At 46.1% G+C, this 17,563-nt stretch carries 19 protein-coding genes; 8 read left to right on the top strand and 11 right to left on the bottom strand.

Annotated elements, in window-relative coordinates; translation table 11 throughout:
• Window positions 1-464 precede the first annotated feature (464 nt).
• The 4 genes from B8987_RS10090 to B8987_RS10075 all read left to right on the top strand — a co-directional run bounded on the left by B8987_RS10090 (window position 465) and on the right by B8987_RS10075 (window position 5,384).
• Window positions 465-2,225 carry an ABC transporter transmembrane domain-containing protein gene (locus B8987_RS10090; RefSeq protein ID WP_026040755.1) on the top strand — a complete coding sequence of 587 codons (1,761 nt, stop codon included), beginning with the start codon at window positions 465-467 and terminating at the stop codon, window positions 2,223-2,225.
• On the top strand, window positions 2,222-4,000 hold the full coding sequence (locus B8987_RS10085; RefSeq protein ID WP_084661427.1) for an ABC transporter ATP-binding protein: 1,779 nt from the start codon (window positions 2,222-2,224) through the stop codon (window positions 3,998-4,000). The genes B8987_RS10090 and B8987_RS10085 overlap by 4 nt, the downstream gene beginning before the upstream one ends.
• 188 nt (window positions 4,001-4,188) lie before the next feature.
• Window positions 4,189-4,524 carry a cyclic-di-AMP receptor gene (locus B8987_RS10080; RefSeq protein ID WP_020376013.1) on the top strand — a complete coding sequence of 112 codons (336 nt, stop codon included), beginning with the start codon at window positions 4,189-4,191 and terminating at the stop codon, window positions 4,522-4,524.
• A gap of 47 nt (window positions 4,525-4,571) precedes the next feature.
• On the top strand, window positions 4,572-5,384 hold the full coding sequence (locus tag B8987_RS10075; protein ID WP_020376012.1) for a hypothetical protein: 813 nt from the start codon (window positions 4,572-4,574) through the stop codon (window positions 5,382-5,384).
• Between the two features lie 11 nt (window positions 5,385-5,395).
• Here B8987_RS10075 and B8987_RS10070 read toward each other — a convergent pair whose 3' ends face one another.
• Both B8987_RS10070 and B8987_RS10065 read right to left on the bottom strand, forming a co-directional pair.
• Entirely contained in the window at window positions 5,396-5,620 is a 225-nt protein-coding gene (locus B8987_RS10070) for a hypothetical protein (protein WP_139793521.1), read from the bottom strand.
• Between the two features lie 187 nt (window positions 5,621-5,807).
• Window positions 5,808-6,209 carry a GNAT family N-acetyltransferase gene (locus B8987_RS10065; RefSeq protein WP_084661425.1) on the bottom strand — a complete coding sequence of 134 codons (402 nt, stop codon included), beginning with the start codon at window positions 6,207-6,209 and terminating at the stop codon, window positions 5,808-5,810.
• Between the two features lie 192 nt (window positions 6,210-6,401).
• Here B8987_RS10065 and B8987_RS10060 point away from each other — a divergent pair, with 192 nt between their 5' ends.
• Complete coding sequence (locus tag B8987_RS10060; protein WP_084661424.1) at window positions 6,402-6,878, top strand: Hsp20/alpha crystallin family protein; 477 nt, start codon at window positions 6,402-6,404, stop codon at window positions 6,876-6,878.
• A gap of 52 nt (window positions 6,879-6,930) precedes the next feature.
• Here B8987_RS10060 and B8987_RS10055 read toward each other — a convergent pair whose 3' ends face one another.
• Window positions 6,931-7,551 (bottom strand): hypothetical protein, encoded by a 621-nt coding sequence (locus B8987_RS10055; RefSeq protein ID WP_020376008.1) that lies wholly within the window; start codon window positions 7,549-7,551, stop codon window positions 6,931-6,933.
• A gap of 208 nt (window positions 7,552-7,759) precedes the next feature.
• Here B8987_RS10055 and B8987_RS10050 point away from each other — a divergent pair, with 208 nt between their 5' ends.
• Window positions 7,760-8,176 carry a phosphate-starvation-inducible PsiE family protein gene (locus B8987_RS10050; RefSeq protein ID WP_084661423.1) on the top strand — a complete coding sequence of 139 codons (417 nt, stop codon included), beginning with the start codon at window positions 7,760-7,762 and terminating at the stop codon, window positions 8,174-8,176.
• A 150-nt stretch (window positions 8,177-8,326) separates the two neighbouring features.
• A complete protein-coding gene (locus B8987_RS10045; protein WP_020376006.1) occupies window positions 8,327-9,253 on the top strand; it encodes an acetamidase/formamidase family protein in 927 nt (308 codons plus the stop codon).
• A gap of 38 nt (window positions 9,254-9,291) precedes the next feature.
• Here B8987_RS10045 and B8987_RS10040 read toward each other — a convergent pair whose 3' ends face one another.
• From B8987_RS10040 to B8987_RS10025, 4 genes are all read right to left on the bottom strand, one after another.
• A complete protein-coding gene (locus tag B8987_RS10040; protein WP_084661422.1) occupies window positions 9,292-10,083 on the bottom strand; it encodes an ABC transporter ATP-binding protein in 792 nt (263 codons plus the stop codon).
• Between the two features lie 26 nt (window positions 10,084-10,109).
• Entirely contained in the window at window positions 10,110-10,955 is an 846-nt protein-coding gene (locus B8987_RS10035; RefSeq protein WP_084661421.1) for an ABC transporter permease, read from the bottom strand.
• Between the two features lie 38 nt (window positions 10,956-10,993).
• On the bottom strand, window positions 10,994-12,127 hold the full coding sequence (locus B8987_RS10030) for an ABC transporter substrate-binding protein (protein ID WP_084661420.1): 1,134 nt from the start codon (window positions 12,125-12,127) through the stop codon (window positions 10,994-10,996).
• Window positions 12,128-12,313: 186 nt separating this feature from the next.
• Window positions 12,314-12,919: a beta-class carbonic anhydrase gene (locus B8987_RS10025; protein WP_020376002.1), complete on the bottom strand. Its 606-nt coding sequence runs from the start codon at window positions 12,917-12,919 to the stop codon at window positions 12,314-12,316.
• 161 nt (window positions 12,920-13,080) lie between these two features.
• Between B8987_RS10025 and B8987_RS10020 the strand changes: the two genes are divergently transcribed.
• Window positions 13,081-14,715, top strand: a complete 1,635-nt coding sequence (locus B8987_RS10020; RefSeq protein ID WP_028963243.1) for a helix-turn-helix domain-containing protein — start codon at window positions 13,081-13,083, stop codon at window positions 14,713-14,715.
• A gap of 23 nt (window positions 14,716-14,738) precedes the next feature.
• On the opposite strand, the gene B8987_RS10015 is transcribed toward B8987_RS10020, so the two are convergent.
• Genes B8987_RS10015 through B8987_RS10000 form a run of 4 tightly spaced genes read right to left on the bottom strand, consistent with a single transcriptional unit; the run spans window position 14,739 to window position 17,409 of the window.
• Window positions 14,739-15,578, bottom strand: a complete 840-nt coding sequence (locus B8987_RS10015; RefSeq protein ID WP_176213216.1) for an urease accessory protein UreD — start codon at window positions 15,576-15,578, stop codon at window positions 14,739-14,741.
• A complete protein-coding gene (ureG, locus tag B8987_RS10010; RefSeq protein WP_020375999.1) occupies window positions 15,568-16,209 on the bottom strand; it encodes an urease accessory protein UreG in 642 nt (213 codons plus the stop codon). The genes B8987_RS10015 and ureG overlap by 11 nt, the downstream gene beginning before the upstream one ends.
• 32 nt (window positions 16,210-16,241) lie before the next feature.
• Window positions 16,242-16,952 carry an urease accessory protein UreF gene (locus B8987_RS10005; RefSeq protein ID WP_081503387.1) on the bottom strand — a complete coding sequence of 237 codons (711 nt, stop codon included), beginning with the start codon at window positions 16,950-16,952 and terminating at the stop codon, window positions 16,242-16,244.
• Window positions 16,945-17,409, bottom strand: a complete 465-nt coding sequence (locus B8987_RS10000; protein WP_081503386.1) for an urease accessory protein UreE — start codon at window positions 17,407-17,409, stop codon at window positions 16,945-16,947. Before B8987_RS10000 ends, B8987_RS10005 begins: the two co-directional genes overlap by 8 nt.
• Window positions 17,410-17,563: the final 154 nt, after the last annotated feature.

Below are 17,563 nucleotides of genomic sequence, written 5' to 3'. Positions count from 1 at the left end.
CTGAATTAGGGGCCATTTAGGCGTTTATGCGCCATTTTAGCCTGGTTACATAAATGTTATTTTCATATAAACATTATTCCGATATATTGTGCCCACTTCATTAGTTAACATGGCATTGAATTCTTATCCTGATGGCGTCAACTGTAAGTCATTACTGTAAAACTCTTCATTCTTGTTCAACAGGCCTCGAACAATTTCCCAAAAAATAAAGAAACTTGTTAAGTCTTTAGGCTTAGAATCCCTAAATCCTAGCAGATCCGATTCAACAAAGTGATAAAATAATCGATGTCTCGCTTTCTCACTGGATGGGGTTTAGTGAACTTTCGCGGAATCGATGAACCCTCAACATATGGCATGGCGATATGGGTTCATAACATAGTGACGACGATAGTCCAAGCTAGCTGTTATGTGACAATACTTTAGGTGTTTTTCCTGTGGTTGAAAAACCAGAAAGGACAAATGTCGTGCGCGTTTTTTTGGATCTGATGTGGTTCTTCCGCCGTCATCCGACTCGCTATATTGTGGGCATTTTGCTTCTTATGATGGTTGCCCTATTATCCTTGATTCCTCCGCGTATTGTTGGACTGATCATTAACAATTTAACGCATCATACACTCACGCGCGGAAAACTTTACGATGACCTGCTCATTATTTTGATCACGGCTTTGGTCACCTATGTCATTCGGTATTTGTGGCGCATTTTGCTATTTGGGGGAGCCATTCAATTAGGCGCGGAGCTTCGGACCAGACTCTATGATCATTTCACTCTGATGTCTCCGGAATTTTACCACCATAAACGCATCGGCGATCTGATGGCCCACTCAACCAATGATGTACAAGCGATTCAAGACACAGCTTCTGAAGGCGTACTCACATTGGTGGATTCCATTACGACCGGCACTGTCGTCATTACGACCATGGCTTTTATTAATTGGAAACTCACGATAATTTCATTGCTTCCGATGCCCCTCATGGCCTATGCTGTCACCCGCTATGGCAAGATGCTTCACAACCGTTTCTATCTGGCGCAAGCCGCGTTCTCTGACATCAATGACCGGGTTCAAGAATATGTATCGGGAATTCGCGTGGTGCGTGCATTTGGTCAAGAACAGTGGGAACGGGAGAATTTCGTGGCTCTTTCCCGTGATGTTGTCAACAAAAGTGTGGCCGTAGCCCGCATCGACTCCCTCTTCGACCCAACCATTTCGGTCATTGTGGGACTCTCGTACTTTTTGTCTATTGCGGTTGGGGCATGGTTTGTCGTGCATGGATCATTAAATTTAGGGAGCCTAACAACTTTTACACTCTATCTCGGTCAATTAATCTGGCCTATGTTGGCTTTCGGTTTCTTATTTAATATCGTCGAACGGGGAAGTGCATCATATGAACGCGTTAAACATTTGTTAGCAATCGCACCAGCAGTGACAAATCGTCCACACGCGGTGGATGTCGTGCCGACGGGCCGGGTTGCCTTTGATATCCATCACTTTTGTTATCCAGAAAATGATCGTCCCGTTCTTAAAGACATCGTCTTAGAGATTGAGAAAGGACAAACGCTCGGCATTGTCGGCCGTACCGGATCAGGGAAAACCACATTGATGCGCTTACTCCTGCGCGAATTTGATCTGAAGACTGGCGAAGGCGATATTCTCATAGGCAATGTATCGATTTATGACGTCACATTAGATGCCTTACGCCAAAGCATTGCGTATGCGCCCCAAGATGCATTCATTTTTTCAGAAACTGTGGCTCAAAACATTGCCTTTGGTAAACCCGATGCGACCCATGATGAGATTGTGAATGCGGCCTATCTCGCCAGTATTCTTGAGGATGTTCAACAATTTCCTCAAGGATTTGAAACAGTAGTAGGCGAACGCGGAACGAATTTATCGGGGGGACAAAAGCAGCGGATATCCATTGCGCGAGCCCTGCTCCAAAATGCTGAAATCTTGTTGCTTGATGACACTCTTTCAGCGGTCGATGCCCGCACAGAGACCCACATTTTAGACAGTATTAAAAAGAATCGGCAAGGACGAACCACGATTATCGCCACCCACCGCTTGCGAACGGTAGAGCACGCAGACCAAATCATTGTGCTCGAAAATGGCACCATTGTCGAACGCGGAACGCATGAAAGTTTATGGGCTCTTGGGGGTCGGTATTGGGACATGTACCGGCGCCAGCAACTTGAAACTCAAGTCGAGCAAGGAGGCATTGAGGTATGATCCTCGAACGTGATCAATCTTCACCCATAACGGTGCCGATAGGAACGTTTCGTCGGTTGCTAGGGTATTTGCTTCCCTACCGTCAAAAATTGCTTATCGCGTTTTCCGTGTTGTTGGCAGCCACCGCGACCGATGTGGTGCAGCCCATTTTGATTAAGATTTTCCTTGATCAATATCTGATTCCCCGGCATTTTCCCCGGGTCGTATTAGCAGAGTTGGGGGCATTATATCTGAGCCTTGTCATCGTCACCGCTGTCCTTAACATCATCCAGTTACAACTGTTTCAAATTCTCGCCCTCGATATTATCCAACGTTTGCGTATTGAATTATTTGATAAGGCGCAAGATATTGCCCTGTCATTTTTTGACCGCACGCCCGTTGGGGTCATTGTATCTCGGATTACGAATGATACCCAAGCCATTTTGGACATGTTCATGACGGTGCTGTCGACCTTTGTCCAAAACATCACAGTCTTAGGCGGCATTCTGATCGCCATGTTTTCCTTAAATGCCCATTTAGCATTGTACTGTCTCATCTTAGTGCCTGTCTTGATGGGGGTTATGGCCCTATACCGGAAATTTAGTTCGCCAGTCTTTCATCGTGCACGCCAGCAACTCGCCTTACTTAACGCCAAACTGAATGAGTCATTGCAAGGGATGGCAATTATTCAATCCATGCGCCAGGAGCATAGGATGCGCCGGGAATTTGGACAAATCAATGATGCTTACCGCAGGGCACGATTTCGTAACATGCAATTAAATAGCTTGTTGTTGCGTCCCCTCAATGACGTCATCTACTCCTTAACTCTCATTTTCATTCTCTGGTATTTTGGCATCACCTCTTTTGCACACGCTGTCAATATCGGTGTGCTTTATGCATTTGTGGCATATTTAAGCCGATTTTTTGAACCCATTAATAACATGATGCAACGGTTGAATTTCTTTCAACAGGCGATGGTATCAGCTGAACGTGTTTTTCAAATTCTCGACCACGACGAATTAGCTCCTCGAAAAATCGGTCAAGACCAGCCCCAGATTACTCAGGGTGAAGTCGTCTTTGACGATGTATCTTTCTCTTATGACGGCCAAACTGATGTGCTAAAGCATATCAGTTTTACTGCCCATCCCGGTCAAACGGTGGCGATTGTAGGGCATACCGGGAGTGGCAAAAGTTCTATCATCAATTTACTCATGCGATTTTATCCCGTGGAACGGGGCCACATTTATATTGATGGTGTCGATTTACGCCACTACTCTTCGCAGGAATTACGGCGAAAGATTGGTTTGGTCTTACAAGAACCCTTTCTCTTCTTCGGGGATATTACGTCCAATATTCGTTTAGGCAATCACTTCATTTCAGATGATGATGTCGTCCAAGCAGCACAATTTGTCCAAGCCGATAGATTTATTCGCCAGCTCCCAGAAGGATATCATGCGCCCATTGGAGAGCGGGGGGCCACTTTATCAACCGGCCAGCGCCAATTACTTTCATTTGCCCGAACGATGGCGATGAGTCCGATCATCTTGGCCCTTGATGAAGCGACGGCCAATGTCGATACCGAAACAGAAGATGCCATACAACAAGCACTAACACAAATGCGTCATGGACGCACTACCATCGCTATTGCCCATCGGCTGTCAACAATCCAAGATGCCGATCTTATCATCGTGTTACATCATGGGGAAATCGTGGAACAAGGAACACACCAGGAGTTACTCGCCCGCCAAGGCCTTTATTACAAGATGTATTTATTGCAACAGGGGCAAACATTGTAAAAGGTAACGGGTAAAAAGATATCTTCCCTTTGATTTCAGGGGACACGAAATGTCTTATTTCTATGATATTTCTCCCCTATTCCCTTGATACGGTTTCGATTATGATAGATACAGATTGACTGTCATTATTTTCTATAATCAGGCGTAATACCATCAAACGCTCAAATGCACAAGACAGGATGACGATCATGATTGTCAATCGCTTGCTCTTTATTATTGTCCAATCCCCAGACGCTCAAGCTGTAGCGAAAGCCTTAACCCAGAACCATATTCGCTTTACACAAATCACAAGCCGGGGCGCTTTTCTTAACCTGGGAAATACGACCTTCATGATTGGAACGGATCACACCACGATCCCTTCCATTTTGTCGATCGTTGAACAACATAGCCAAGAACGTGAGATCCTCGCACAAAGAGGTTACACAACCCTTCATCCCGATATTTATGCGTATCCCACAACTGTCTTGGTGGGTGGCGCCATTGTCTTCTCTCTGCCTGTGGAACGCTACATCCATCTCATTTAATCGTCTGATCATTCGAGCCATATGGATATCGCAGATGGATACCATAAATGGGTCGCGCGACATACCATCAAAATACCTCTGACGTCTCGTACTATAATCAAGACCGCAGTGTGTCGCATTTGGGGGAACGAACGATGAAGAAAAAATGGATTCTAGCAGTTTTTTTTACAATCGGTGTCCTAAGCAGTATCGTGGTGTGGGATCAACATCAACGCACCCCGCCGCAGGTTGAAGTTCATGCACATAAACAGGTTCTAGGCATCAGTGATCCCTATACCCCATGGACCCACCAGTGGATTCAACACGGAATTCCTAAGGTATTAGCTTCTTCGAAACCAGCCTGGCTCCCGTGGATTGTTGCTAACCCACAAGATCCCCAGCAAACATGGTGGATCTGGCCTGTCTTGATCCATGGGACGATGTATTTTGGTCAAAGCCAGGGAAAGCAGATCGTATGGCAACCCATTACCGCGTCATCACATTCTATGAGTTCACTACCCTTGCCATGGCGTATGATGCTGAGTTGGACAAGTAATTTCATACAACGTAAAGCCCCACCCGCCCATGTTAGTCTTTCGCCATCTGTCTCCTCATGGTATCAAAATCAAACCCCAAACGCTTTGGTGGCAGGGTTTATGATGGCCATGCAGACCCGTCCTCACACCATCGTTCTGGGGATTCTCGTGAAATCTCGCACATTAGGGTGGATACAGCTCGTAAGTCTTTGGCAGTGGCAGGGCAAATGGATTCCCACGTATCTCATCATTAATCCCGAGCCGTCTTTTTTAACACAAGGCAATCTCTTAATGCCTCCCAATAAAGGGCTTCCGCTTCCCCTGCCGTCATGGGCCCAGTCATAAGACAGACGTTCTTAGGAAACATCTCGTTCTTCGGAAGGTAGTGGTTTTTTGGAAGGGCGGACAAACCACGCCGCTTTACGGCGCCATCCCCCTGGTAATACAATCACCTGGTTTGAGGGATGAATTAAAGCCGTCCATACAAGATGTTTAACGAAGGACCATAGGCCAGGACCAAAAAGAGCAATGAAAATAGGTGTAAAAGCTACGGTGAGGACGACAACGAGAATGGCCATCATAACCCCCCCCAAGTCTGATAATAAAAAATGTTCGGGCATTGGATAATGATCATTCTATAATATCGCCATCACTTTTCATAGTGCTTATTAACTAGGTGAATAAAATTTTTATTTTATGCACCGATATTTATATCATCCCTTCTTCCTAAACACAAGGAATGCTAAGAAAGCTTTGAATAATGACTGTTCATGGTATCAGCCATTTTTCGAGTTCTATTTCATCGTGAATGGGAATTCCTTCATCGCCCCACAGGGGAATAGAAGGTTTTTGACGACGTGCGACATCAATCGCCCCCGGATATAGGCAACAAAGCCGGAATCCACGTTTTTGATAAAAGCGCAGCGCGTTTAAGTTATCGTTCGAGGTGATGAGCCACAACCGTTTAATATGATGTTGCCGGGCCCAATTTTCCCATGCCAAGACTAACGCGGTGCCAATCCCCTGATAACTGTATAAAGCATTTAGTGTTACACATTCCGATTCTCCGTCAGCGACCCGATAGGTCAATGCTCCAGCATATTCATCCTCTCGCTTTGCAACAAATGCAGACAAATCAGAGACATGATACTCTTTACCGCGCGAAACCATCACGTCACCACCCCAGTTTGTCCGCGAATTTCTCGCGAAGGAATTCGAGATCTTCAATGGTCGAAGCCGCAGCAACAAGCAAAGAATTTGGCATTAAAAATTTCACATCCCTTCTTGACAATAATCTCCAAGCGATTATTATAAAGATGAAAGGTCAACTAAAGTCAAAGACAGATATTGGAGGTGGTTGTTATGAGTCTGTTTCCGATTCGGAGAACTCAACAAACTATCGACGTTCGTGATCCGTTTATTCGCCTGCAAAATGATATGAACCAACTATTCGATAGTTTAACACGCACTTTCAATTGGGGGTTTCATGATGGCATGACCTATGATACGTTGCTCACCCCAGCAGCCGACTTGGTAGAAGATGACGCAAACTATTATGTGCGCTTTGATGTACCCGGTGTTGACGCTAAAGATATGAGCGTAAGCCTTGAGGATCACACCTTAATTTTAAGTGGAGAAAAACAGGAAGAACACCGTGTCAACCGCGCACGTATGTATGGAACCGAACGGATTTATGGAAAATTTTATCGCGAGATTCCCTTGCCTCAAGATGCCGATACAGAGCACATGCGCGCTTCCTTGAAACATGGAGTGTTAACGGTAACCGTTCCTAAGACAGCGATACGCACCAGCAAATCGATACCCATCGAAAACGAATAGGAGAATGTCATATTCAGCTCCCCGATTTAATTCGGAGAGCTGGACTATTATATTATCGCCTTTCGCCAATACCCGTGGTCCAAGCTAAACCTAATCCCGTGCCAAATGATCCCGCCATTCCGAGCAAAATCGCAGGCTGAAATCCCGACAATAACACATTAATCAGCAAGAGAAATAACGCCCATTGTACCGCAGCGCCATAGTTGTAACGGGACATGGCATAGACATAGGCGCCAGCCAAGCCAAACGCTGCCAACGCTCCTCCCAGCCCTCCCATAATGGTCATCACGGTGGAACCCACGATTCCCGAGCCGAAAAAGACCAAGAGATATTGCCATGGCCGTGCTACAATTTCTAATTGCGATCCAACAATCCAAATAAAGAACGCCGCAAAAATCAAACCTAAGAGACTTCCGGGCATGATGGTCGCCAGCACGATGAGGGCGATACGGCCCAAAGACTCAGATAGATGTAAAACCAAGCCGGGAAAAAACGACTCAAGTATCCATCCCACGGTTTCGATCGCAATCAACGCGATGGTCACGCGATGAGAGCTATTCCATCCGCTCGGGCCCAGTCGAGAACGGTTGCCCGCTAACATTTGGCGTTTTCGTTCTTGCCAAAACTTTTTGGTATCTCGATCCACCCGAAACGATCCCCCTTTTTGCGTCATCCATGAAGATCTCCATATTGTTACCCTAACAGATTTTTTAGAAATACGCATTATGAGCGCCACACTCATGTTCATGCTGTATTCCACAAATCTCAGGAATATCAGATCATCGTCCAATAATTCTTTATTATCTTGAACATTATCGGAATTCTATGGTATGATGGCGACCACGATTCTTGATAAAAGGATGATGACCACGAAGCGTTGTATGTTTGAATCTTGGCTATGGGGTAGCGTCACGGCCGCATTTACCATCGCGACTGTACTGGTGTTGGCCGACACGTTTTGGCTGTGGATTGTCAATGCCCATCATCTATTAACGGCTTTACATGCTAGCATCGACCCCTTAATGTTAGCCTTTCTCTTTGCTGAGCTCGCTCACACAGCTAGGGTCATGCAATCGACCCACCATATTCGCCCGGAATTGATCATCACGTTGGCTTCTTTAGCCTCGGTTCGTCACCTTTTGGTTCTCTTAACCGTGGAAGGCCACCCCAACTTTCAACAGATATGGGAAAGCGGTGTCTTAACAGCGGTTTTTGTTATCATTTGGATGATTGCCGCTTATGTTACAGCACGGTTGCCCCAATCCACATCCCATTCGTCCGGTACCCCAGAGCCATAGTGTTTCACGAAGTGTCAAGTGCCTTGGGAAACCTTGGGCAGGAATGAGCAATTCTTATTCTGCCCTTGTCGAGAAAGATCTGCTTGTGATTAACTAAATCCAATATCCATTATTGGATGAACCCACTTCGCTGACTTGAGGAGGATTTTCGTGCTGTCCTTTCATTTATCCAAATCACAAGCTCATCTTGTCTGGAATAATCATTTGGAACCCGTTCTTCATGTCCCCAATCATGCCACCATTGAGGTTGAGATCACAAATGCCTCGGGCGGTCAACTTAGCCCTACCTCACAAACTGAGGACGTCCGTCAACTCGATTTCTCCCGGGTTAATCCCGTGACAGGACCGATTTATATCGATGATGCCGAACCGGGGGATACCCTTGTCGTAGACATTTTAGCTGTCGATGTCGACAATTGGGGATGGACCGCCAATATTCCCGGCTTTGGATTATTACAGGACATGTTTCCTCATCCTCATTTACGCATTTCGCAAATCACGGACCAGTATGCGGAACTTTTACCGGGATTACGCATTCCTGTGCAGCCATTTATTGGCACTATCGGTGTGGCTCTTCCACAAGACGGTGACCATTCTTTAGTTCCCCCTCGCGCACAGGGCGGCAATATGGATATTCGGCACTTGGTCGCTGGATCGCGCCTGTATTTACCCGTGGCGGTGAAAGGTGCGCTCTTATCCCTAGGCGATACCCATGCGGCCCAGGGGGATGGGGAAGTGGCTGGTACAGCCATCGAAACTAACGCGATGGTTACAATTCGTGTTCATTTAGAAAAGAATTTTTCCGTCACGTTACCGCAACTCGAAACTCCTCCCCACTCTCAAAGACATGGCCACGCGTGGGTCACGACCGGTATAGGACCGGATTTATTTGAAGCCGCTCGCCAAGCCACACGCCATATGGTTTCTTTAATTTGTCACCGTACGGGATTACCAGCTATAGATGCCTATCTTCTCACCAGTGTAGCTGCTGATTTAAAGATTGCGGAAATCGTCGATGTGCCCAATTGGGTTGTAACAATGCATCTAGAAAAACAAATCATTGATGGTGGCATTTAAGCCATTGCAAGCATTTTGAACACGGGGATATCAGGTTGTTATAGGACTTCCTCACGTTTTTGGGGCACTTCGGTGCGCAATAGGGTCCAAATTTGACTAAAGAGCGCAGCAAATTTCGGGTGAGAACGCAACTCGGCAATCTGGCGAGGGCGGGGGAAATCTACAGAAAAAATTTGCTTTATTCGTCCGGGCCTGGCCGTTAATACCATGACTCGGTCTGCGAGAACGATGGCTTCGTCTATTGAATGGGTAATGAAAACCACGGTCTTTCGATTTGCTTCCCATAATTCAATCAGTTCTTGTTGCATGATTAATTTGGTTTGTTCATCCAGATTAGCAAACGGCTCATCCATCAGCAAAATTTCGGGATCGTTAGCAAAAGCGCGGGCAATGGCCACACGCTGTTTCATTCCTCCTGATAACTGGGAGGGATAATGATGCTCAAACCCTTCTAAGCCCACTTTCTTAATCCAGTGACGGGTTGTAGCTTGGCGTTCACTCTTGGGCACTTTACGAAGCTTCAGTCCATATTCCACATTTTGTTGAACGGTCATCCACGGAAATGCCGATGGTTCTTGGAAAACCATGGTGGTAAGAGGTCTTCCCCCCTCTTGCCAATGCAAGACAATTTCTCCAGCTGTTTGTGTTTCCAATCCCGCCAAAATCCTTAACAAGGTCGTTTTCCCACACCCGCTAGGACCTACCACACAAAAAAATTCACCCGCCATAACATTCACCGAAATATCCGTGATCGCCTCCATTTCCTGCTGTCGGCTTTTAAATCGTTTACTCACATGCTTGACTTCGATGCTTACGCGAGGCTCAGACATGATCATCCCTCCGGCTTTATCGTGACTTACCGCCATTTAACGACGAGATGCTCAATTTCGTTGATAATCAATGTTAAGAGATACCCCATTAACGATAAGAGGACAAACGCCACATACATTTGACGGATATTGTAGATATCATAGGCTCGCCAAATCAAAAAGCCCACGCCATGGTTGGCTCCATCACTTTCAGCCGCGACAATCAAAAGGACAGCCATTCCCATCGACAACCGTAGACCGGTAAAAATAAGTGGCAACGCTCCAGGCAAAGCCACCGTTTTAAATCGGTCCCACCCACTCGCTTTGAGATCTCTGGCAACATCCCAATATATCGAGGGAATTTCTAACACCCCAGAAACCGTATTGATTAACACCAGATAAATGGCTCCGGTTGCGATAACCAAAATCATTTCAAGATTACCAATACCGAAAATCAGCATAAATAACGGCAGCAGAGCTAATTTAGGAATAGGATAGGTAGCCGAAACCACCGGCTCTAAAACCGCCCGGACGAAAGGAAATAATCCCATTAATAAACCAAGAATCAAGCCGGGAATAGCGCCCAGAAAAAAACCTGCCAATATCCGGTACAAGCTAGCCTTTAAATCAAGGTATAATAATCCAGTGGTCGCCAGATGCCAAAATGATCCGACGATTTGGGTTGGTGTAGGAAAGAATTTCGCGTTCACCATGCCCAAGAGGACAATCATTTCCCAGACAATCAAAAGAATTAAGGGTGAAACCAGTTGGATCAGGCGATTGTTCATGGAATGCCTTAAACCCCATGTCCATGACTTATGACCTGAAGAAGGCTTACGCATTACGAGTTGGAAATTATCTGAAGGATTTTGCGTTTTAATACTTTGGGCCATAAACATACCTCCTCGCGACATTTTCCATGGTTCCAAGATTATGATTGATGGGAATGCTTCGGATAATGGTATGGCCCAAGAATTTTGTCCGCCCATTTGACAAAACTTAAATTAACTAATTTGGTGGCAGGAACATTATGGGTCACCGTCCCATATTGTTGGTACCAATTTTCATCTTGCTGAACTTGAGCTACAGAAAAAGTGCCGTAGGGAGAAAGTCCTGCGGGATTGATGTGAGTGAGTAATGATACCGGATCCCCGGAATCCTGGCTAATGATTTTCAGTACGGTATTTTCTCCCTGATGAGAATAGACAAAGTGCGTGTCAAAATACCGGACCCCTTCCAGATACGCTAAAATGAACCGCCGTGCCACGGGGGTATCCTTGACAAAGTTTGAAGAAAACATCAATGTGGAGGCTTCTTCCCGCGGAGCATATTGTGTTGGGTCTTTAAACACAAAGCCAATGCCTTCTGATGTCGCACGGTAAATATCAGGTTCTACCAACATGGCACCATCTACCGCCCCATTGCCCATGGCTGTGACTAAATCGGAAAACGAGTCGACAACAACCAGATGTACATCGTGGTTGGTCAGATGACCCTTAGCCAAAGCCCGATCTAAATACAGTTGGTTGACATTGCCAAAGGATACCAGACCAATTTTTAGTCCTTTTAACTGTGAATAGGTTTTAATGCGACCTTGTAAGCTCTTACGCAAAACCAGGGCAAAATACGGTCTTCCCGGCAAATTATGCCCGCCATCAGCCACTAAATAGACCGGTAAACCTTGGGAATACGAGTTGAAAAACGCCGCCGAGATGAGACCCCGGGCAACATCGATTTGATTGGCGGCCAAGGAGTTAAACTCGTCAGCTCCAGAATTAAATGTTTCTAATTTGATGCGAATCCCCAGTTGCTTAAAATACCCTAATGCATTCGCTAACATAATGCCGGCTCCTGCGGGATCCTTGTCATCCGCGACATAGACCGTGATGGGATGAGCCAAAGGTTTAACGCTTCCCCCCGGGAAATGGATAGCCGTTTTGGCTAAAGTTGTGGAGGGAGTCGGCGCACTATTTTTGGCAGCGTTTTGGCCACATCCAGTTAATAATGAGGCGATGAGACTGCTCAGCACAGCAAAGACACCGAAGTCCCGTGCGTTCATCCGCATGGTTTTTCCTCACCTTTCTCAATACGGTTGTTGCTATACTCTATACCGTCATAAGAAAGAGAGTTCACCTATGCAAAACTTACCAAAACTGACCAGAACTCATTAGAATAAAGAATCGCGGACGGCTTAAAGTATGCCAAAAAACAGGGGAAACACTCTTTCCCTGTTTTTTGGCCATCGTTACAGCTAGGCTAAATAGGCATGTTCAATCATCGTCCGCGCGTCATTGACGTGTTCTGCCAGACGTTCATGAGGTTTACGTAAGCGACCTGTTTCCACTTCATAGACGTAACTGTGAATACTGACATGAGCCGGAATAAAGGGATGGTTTCGCAGAAATTTTACTTGCGCCTCCGAAATCGCATCCACGTCATCGAACATTTTAATCCACCGTCCAAAGGCATTCGGATCAGTCAATGTCAATTCGGGAAGCGAGGGATCAAGAGCCACTTGCTCAAGATTCCCCACTTTGTCCTTCATGGCTTGCACTAATGTCTCAGTTTTCGCTGACATCATCCCACATTCCGTGTGATTGACAATAATAATTTCTTCGGTACCAAAAAAATTAGTCGTCAACATGGCGGAACGAATGACGTCATCGGTGACTAGTCCGCCCGCATTGCGAAAAATGTGGGCATCACCCTTGTCAATTCCTAGAGCTTCTTCAACTGGCAATCTTTCGTCCATACACGCCACAACAAATAACCGCCGGTTATTGGGAATGCCCCGCTGACGCCGTAATACCCAATCGGCATAATTCTTGATTTGTTGATCCAAGGTTTCGTATAGCATTTCCATCCTCCTTTTACTTTTCGGTCATGCATGTATAATGTTAATAGCCATTTCATACTACGTCATTGATTAAGTAGTGCATATTCACATGCGAATTTTGTCCATATGGTCAAAGGGATCGTTAAGACGCATCCCGGCTTCGCAAAGAAAGAGGGTGGCCTATGACATTGCGTGAAGAATTTGTAGAGCGTGTTCTCGCTAAATCATCACCTGAATTATCTGGGCAAATGCGGGCGGTCGAAAAATCCTACCGTATTGCGAAATGGGTGCAACAGTGGATTGCCGACAACCATTTACCCGTGCATACATTGTCTCAGGCCGTGCAAGCGGTAGCGAAATTCAAGCAAGCCATAGGTGCCGAAGTTCATATTACCCAAGATGATGACCAAATTACCCTAAACATCGACGCTTGTCCTATTGCCGCCTTAAGCCGGGCCAATCCCCGTTTATGTTTATTAACCTGCCATGTCTTGGGTTCAACAGCGGCTTTGACGGGTCAACCTATTTGGGTCAGTATGGAACAAACTTGGGCCCTTGATGATCAACCCTGTCGTCTGGTGGTCACGACCCATCCTCCCACAGGTCCTGTAACCATTCCCTATGTCGCCTCCACCGATTACCCACCGGTCTCAGCCGCGTTTTGGGAACGCACCGAAGAACTCCCCACACTCCCTCTTTCCACCGAGTTGTCTTCCCTTTTAACGGATGGCCCCAAGTCCCTACCGGATTTGTTAGCAGCATTAGAATCGTATTTAAATGCTCCGATTTGGCTAGAAGAACACAACAATGGCCCCATATGGGGAAAGGCGCCTCATGAAACCCATATTGCGTTAAGCCATCCTGTTTACTGGCGTAATCAACTCGTCGGCAGGCTATTTATTCAACCTGAAACGGCTCACTCGCAAGATATCGTACGCTGGCTTCCTGTTTTAGCACGATTGACAGCGATGAGTTGGGCTGAAACGCAAATTCTTCCCGTAAGTTGGGACGAAGGTCAGCAACTGTTGAAGATCTTATTGAGTCCGGCTTATGACAAGAAAGATGAGCTATTAGAACGCTGGAATCAATTCTGTCATCTTTCCTCACTGTGTCCTGCTCAAGTTGTTGTCTGCTACCATCCCGATGTAAAGGCTCGGGATCGTGACATGACAATGTTGAGATTACAGCAACATACTCGGATGCATGCTTCCCATTCACTCATTTTGGTGGGTTGGTTTCAAGATGTCTTAGTAGGATTGATGCCTAAGGCCTTGTCCGAGTCCGTGTTGCATCCGTGGACAGAGATTATTCGACAAAGTCTACCTATGCCACTAGGAATCGGCGTCAGCCAAAATGTCGCCCATCTCGAAGATTTCCCTTATGCTTTTCATGAGGCGCTTCAATCCGCACGATTTGCATTTGAACATGAAATCAACAAACCGCTGTCGATTTCCTCCATGCCCGGCATCCGATTATTGCCGTATTACCACAAGATCCCAGAATTTAAGGCATATTGCGTAAAATTGTTACAGCCTTTGGAACAGGAAGACCACTTGCATCATACCGACCTTCTTACCACATTAAAAACTTACATCACCTCACAAATGTCCATTAAAAAAGCCAGCGCTCGCTTATATATTCATCCGGGGACGTTAAAATACCGACTGAAACAAATTGAAGAGTTGACCGGATGGAATATCCATGATCCATTGTCCCTATGGGAAATTTTGACTGGCCTTATGGTTACCGGACAAATTTCGTGGGAAACACTCCCGTCTTTAGATTTGGTACCGGTTGAGGACGAGCCGAGAATTTAGTTCGTCTCAGAGAATTGAGTCCTTCAAGGAAAAACCAAATTTGACGTGTGAGTATCCCTGCGCTGGTTAATAGCCTTGTGAAGAGAGTCATGAACTATTTGGGGTTCTTCTGACATCATTCGCCATAAATATCCTCCCCTAATGGGCGAGATTCCCTGATATTGCCGTGGCATTTCTGATGTCTTGTCGCTCCTAGATTCGTGACCAAATTGGTAAGGAGCACGGCGCACATCGTGCGAATAATCGAGTGGTAACATACCTGGTGATGATGCAATGTGCTCCGAATCCATAACCAACAAAGAACCCCAAGCCGTGAATTGTTCCCAGTTCCCATCGTGATGAAGCGTTTGCTCAAAGGGTTTGAAACATACTTTTTCGTGATAGACAGGATCGGGAGAATGTCCTTGCATCACCGTCAATCGACTGTGAAAATGGCGAAATTGAAATCGTTCTCCATGGGCGATTCGGCCCGCAACCAATTCTTCTGCCCAAATCAAGGTCGCATAATGCCCCAACTCACAGGTGACTATTTGGGTATAATCGCTTTGCGCATACGGAATGATCGCATGCGGAATCGAAACCAATTGCGCATGATCTTTTAAAATAATATGCCAGTCATGACGCGCCGATCCACTAGGCATCGCTAACAGTTTGGTGGCTTCTTGTGTACTCAACCATAAGCTCGCGTGAGGCTCTACAATAATTTCCGTTTCGAAAAAATCCTCTTCCAAAATTCCTCCGAGTTCCGCACTCACAACGTGAAAAGGAGACGTATGATTTAGTATAAACAGATGCAACGGGGATTCGAAATAGGTATCAATCCGGTGCGGATAAACATGAATACGTTGCCGACTAATGGCCATCTTTTTCCCCATTTGAGATCGATTTTGTCATCTCTTCAAATAATGCTTCACTTCGCACAAGCTGCAGCAATTGTTCAAAGCCTTCGCCAGTTTTTAAGTTCGTTAAGACATAGGGCCCTTGTCGAATTTGTTCCGTATCGTGGATCATGACCTCAAGACGGGCTCCCACATAGGGAGCGAGATCAATTTTGTTGATAATCAAGACATCGGACTTAATAATTCCAGGCCCTCCTTTCCGCGGAAGTTTTTCCCCAGCCGCTACATCAATCACATAAATAACAAAATCGGCCAACTCAGGACTAAAAGTGGCCGCAAGATTGTCACCGCCACTTTCAATAAGCACGATATCCAGATCCGGAAATGTTACGCATAATTCATCTAATGCATCGAGATTCACCGAGGCATCTTCGCGAATCGCCGTATGCGGGCATCCCCCCGTTTCGACTCCCCGAATACGTTCTGCTGGCAACACTTGGCTACTCACGAGAATGCGTTCGTCTTCGCGTGTGTAAATGTCATTTGTAATAACCGCAATACTGTAGTCGTCCCGTAGTGCCCGGGCAAGCCATTCTACCACGGTGGTTTTACCCGAACCGACGGGCCCAGCCACGCCAATTCTTACTGGCTTCATCGTGATTCTCCCCTGTCTTTCAAAATTCAGATTTAAGATCGGAAAAGCCGGGAATACAAGTCTTTATGGCGCATTACGGCAATATCATAAACCGGCATACTCGAACCGAGATCTTCCACAGTTAAGAAATCAATCTGCTTAAGCACATTCTTGAGTACATTCATAGTCCATGGCTTCAGCTCAAATAATAACTTCTGTGCCTCACGCTGGCCGAGTGGTACTAACCGCAATAGTGCTTGCACAAAGCCCGATAAAGTAAAGTAGGTAATACCTTGTAAGGTCGCATCACATCCCCAATGCCGAAGCATTCCAATCAGTGCAATGATGACTGTCTGATTACCGAGCGAGGGACGCGATAAGGTGTATTGCTGGTATAAAGACAAATCCGGCTCATCTAACAATTCTACAGCGGTCGCCAATATTCGGCGTCCAATTGTCAACGAGGCTTTTTGACTTTCATATGCTGTCCGACTGGCCGTTAAATAACCATCAATGCGCGCAACCCGGTCGAGAAATGAACCCTGCTCTACGGCTTGAAAAACCAGTAACGCGGCCAATCCATCGGAAGTCGCCCAACTGTCCTGGATAATGGCTTTGAGCCAGTAACCTGAGGATTGCACATCGGTAATCCACTGTTCTTGAACAAGGGTTTCCAGCCCAAACGAGTGAGTAAATGCTCCGGAAGGAAACAACCCATCCAGAAATTGCAACATCTCCCCTACTTTGATGCTATCACTAGACATGATGCACGTGCTGAGAGCGGCTTTTCGTCGCAAACCCTTGGGGTAAAATCCGCTCTTCAAGAGAATATGAGACGGATAACGAATCCGCTAACGATTTGAGAAATTCCTCATTCGGCGTAAAAACTTCTTGTTCTTGAACCAAGCAGGGTTGGTGCAAATTTCCGATGTGATAACACAAAGATCCCATTTCATGAAATGTTTTGGGTTTCATAACCAAAACCCAGTGAGGTTTGACACGGGCAACGATCACCCGGCCATCATCCTCATAGACAACGTCTTCGTGTGATATGCGGACGTGGCGCGGCAAATCTATGATAACCACCCGTCCGAGATTGGTTATGGCTTTCCACCGGGTTTTTTCGCATTGATCCACGTCCATGTCAATCCATTCAGTGAGTTTGGTATCTGTGGTGGCATTATACCTCCTAAGAACCTGGTTGATAGTCAGAGTCTGCATTGATATTAAAGCGCAATGCTCGTCACTTAAGAGCTTTACGCCTTGCCTCCTTTCCCTTTGCCAAATGTTCCGTCCCTTTATTCTCCCGACAATACGCAAGTGACTCTGTTACTGTCCTTAATTTTTTCCTGATTCCATACTGCATCACGTGGAT

Source organism: Sulfobacillus thermosulfidooxidans DSM 9293 (assembly GCF_900176145.1).
Taxonomy (GTDB): domain Bacteria; phylum Bacillota; class Sulfobacillia; order Sulfobacillales; family Sulfobacillaceae; genus Sulfobacillus; species Sulfobacillus thermosulfidooxidans.
The sequence above is the reverse complement of the archived record's forward strand: the minus strand, read 5'-3'. Positions and strand labels throughout refer to the sequence as shown.

What these genes read in the sequence shown, in the direction of transcription:
- B8987_RS10085 (WP_084661427.1), top strand. Translation starts at nt 2,222, where the DNA reads ATGATCCTCGAACGTGATCAATCTTCACCCATAACGGTGCCGATAGGA.
- B8987_RS10080 (WP_020376013.1), top strand. Translation starts at nt 4,189, where the DNA reads ATGATTGTCAATCGCTTGCTCTTTATTATTGTCCAATCCCCAGACGCT.
- B8987_RS10075 (WP_020376012.1), top strand. Translation starts at nt 4,572, where the DNA reads ATGGGTCGCGCGACATACCATCAAAATACCTCTGACGTCTCGTACTAT.
- B8987_RS10070 (WP_139793521.1), bottom strand. Translation starts at nt 5,620, where the DNA reads ATGATGGCCATTCTCGTTGTCGTCCTCACCGTAGCTTTTACACCTATT.
- B8987_RS10065 (WP_084661425.1), bottom strand. Translation starts at nt 6,209, where the DNA reads ATGGTTTCGCGCGGTAAAGAGTATCATGTCTCTGATTTGTCTGCATTT.
- B8987_RS10060 (WP_084661424.1), top strand. Translation starts at nt 6,402, where the DNA reads ATGAGTCTGTTTCCGATTCGGAGAACTCAACAAACTATCGACGTTCGT.
- B8987_RS10055 (WP_020376008.1), bottom strand. Translation starts at nt 7,551, where the DNA reads ATGACGCAAAAAGGGGGATCGTTTCGGGTGGATCGAGATACCAAAAAG.
- B8987_RS10050 (WP_084661423.1), top strand. Translation starts at nt 7,760, where the DNA reads ATGTTTGAATCTTGGCTATGGGGTAGCGTCACGGCCGCATTTACCATC.
- B8987_RS10040 (WP_084661422.1), bottom strand. Translation starts at nt 10,083, where the DNA reads ATGTCTGAGCCTCGCGTAAGCATCGAAGTCAAGCATGTGAGTAAACGA.
- B8987_RS10035 (WP_084661421.1), bottom strand. Translation starts at nt 10,955, where the DNA reads ATGGCCCAAAGTATTAAAACGCAAAATCCTTCAGATAATTTCCAACTC.
- B8987_RS10030 (WP_084661420.1), bottom strand. Translation starts at nt 12,127, where the DNA reads ATGCGGATGAACGCACGGGACTTCGGTGTCTTTGCTGTGCTGAGCAGT.
- B8987_RS10025 (WP_020376002.1), bottom strand. Translation starts at nt 12,919, where the DNA reads ATGCTATACGAAACCTTGGATCAACAAATCAAGAATTATGCCGATTGG.
- B8987_RS10020 (WP_028963243.1), top strand. Translation starts at nt 13,081, where the DNA reads ATGACATTGCGTGAAGAATTTGTAGAGCGTGTTCTCGCTAAATCATCA.
- B8987_RS10015 (WP_176213216.1), bottom strand. Translation starts at nt 15,578, where the DNA reads ATGGCCATTAGTCGGCAACGTATTCATGTTTATCCGCACCGGATTGAT.
- ureG (WP_020375999.1), bottom strand. Translation starts at nt 16,209, where the DNA reads ATGAAGCCAGTAAGAATTGGCGTGGCTGGGCCCGTCGGTTCGGGTAAA.
- B8987_RS10005 (WP_081503387.1), bottom strand. Translation starts at nt 16,952, where the DNA reads ATGTCTAGTGATAGCATCAAAGTAGGGGAGATGTTGCAATTTCTGGAT.
- B8987_RS10000 (WP_081503386.1), bottom strand. Translation starts at nt 17,409, where the DNA reads ATGCAGACTCTGACTATCAACCAGGTTCTTAGGAGGTATAATGCCACC.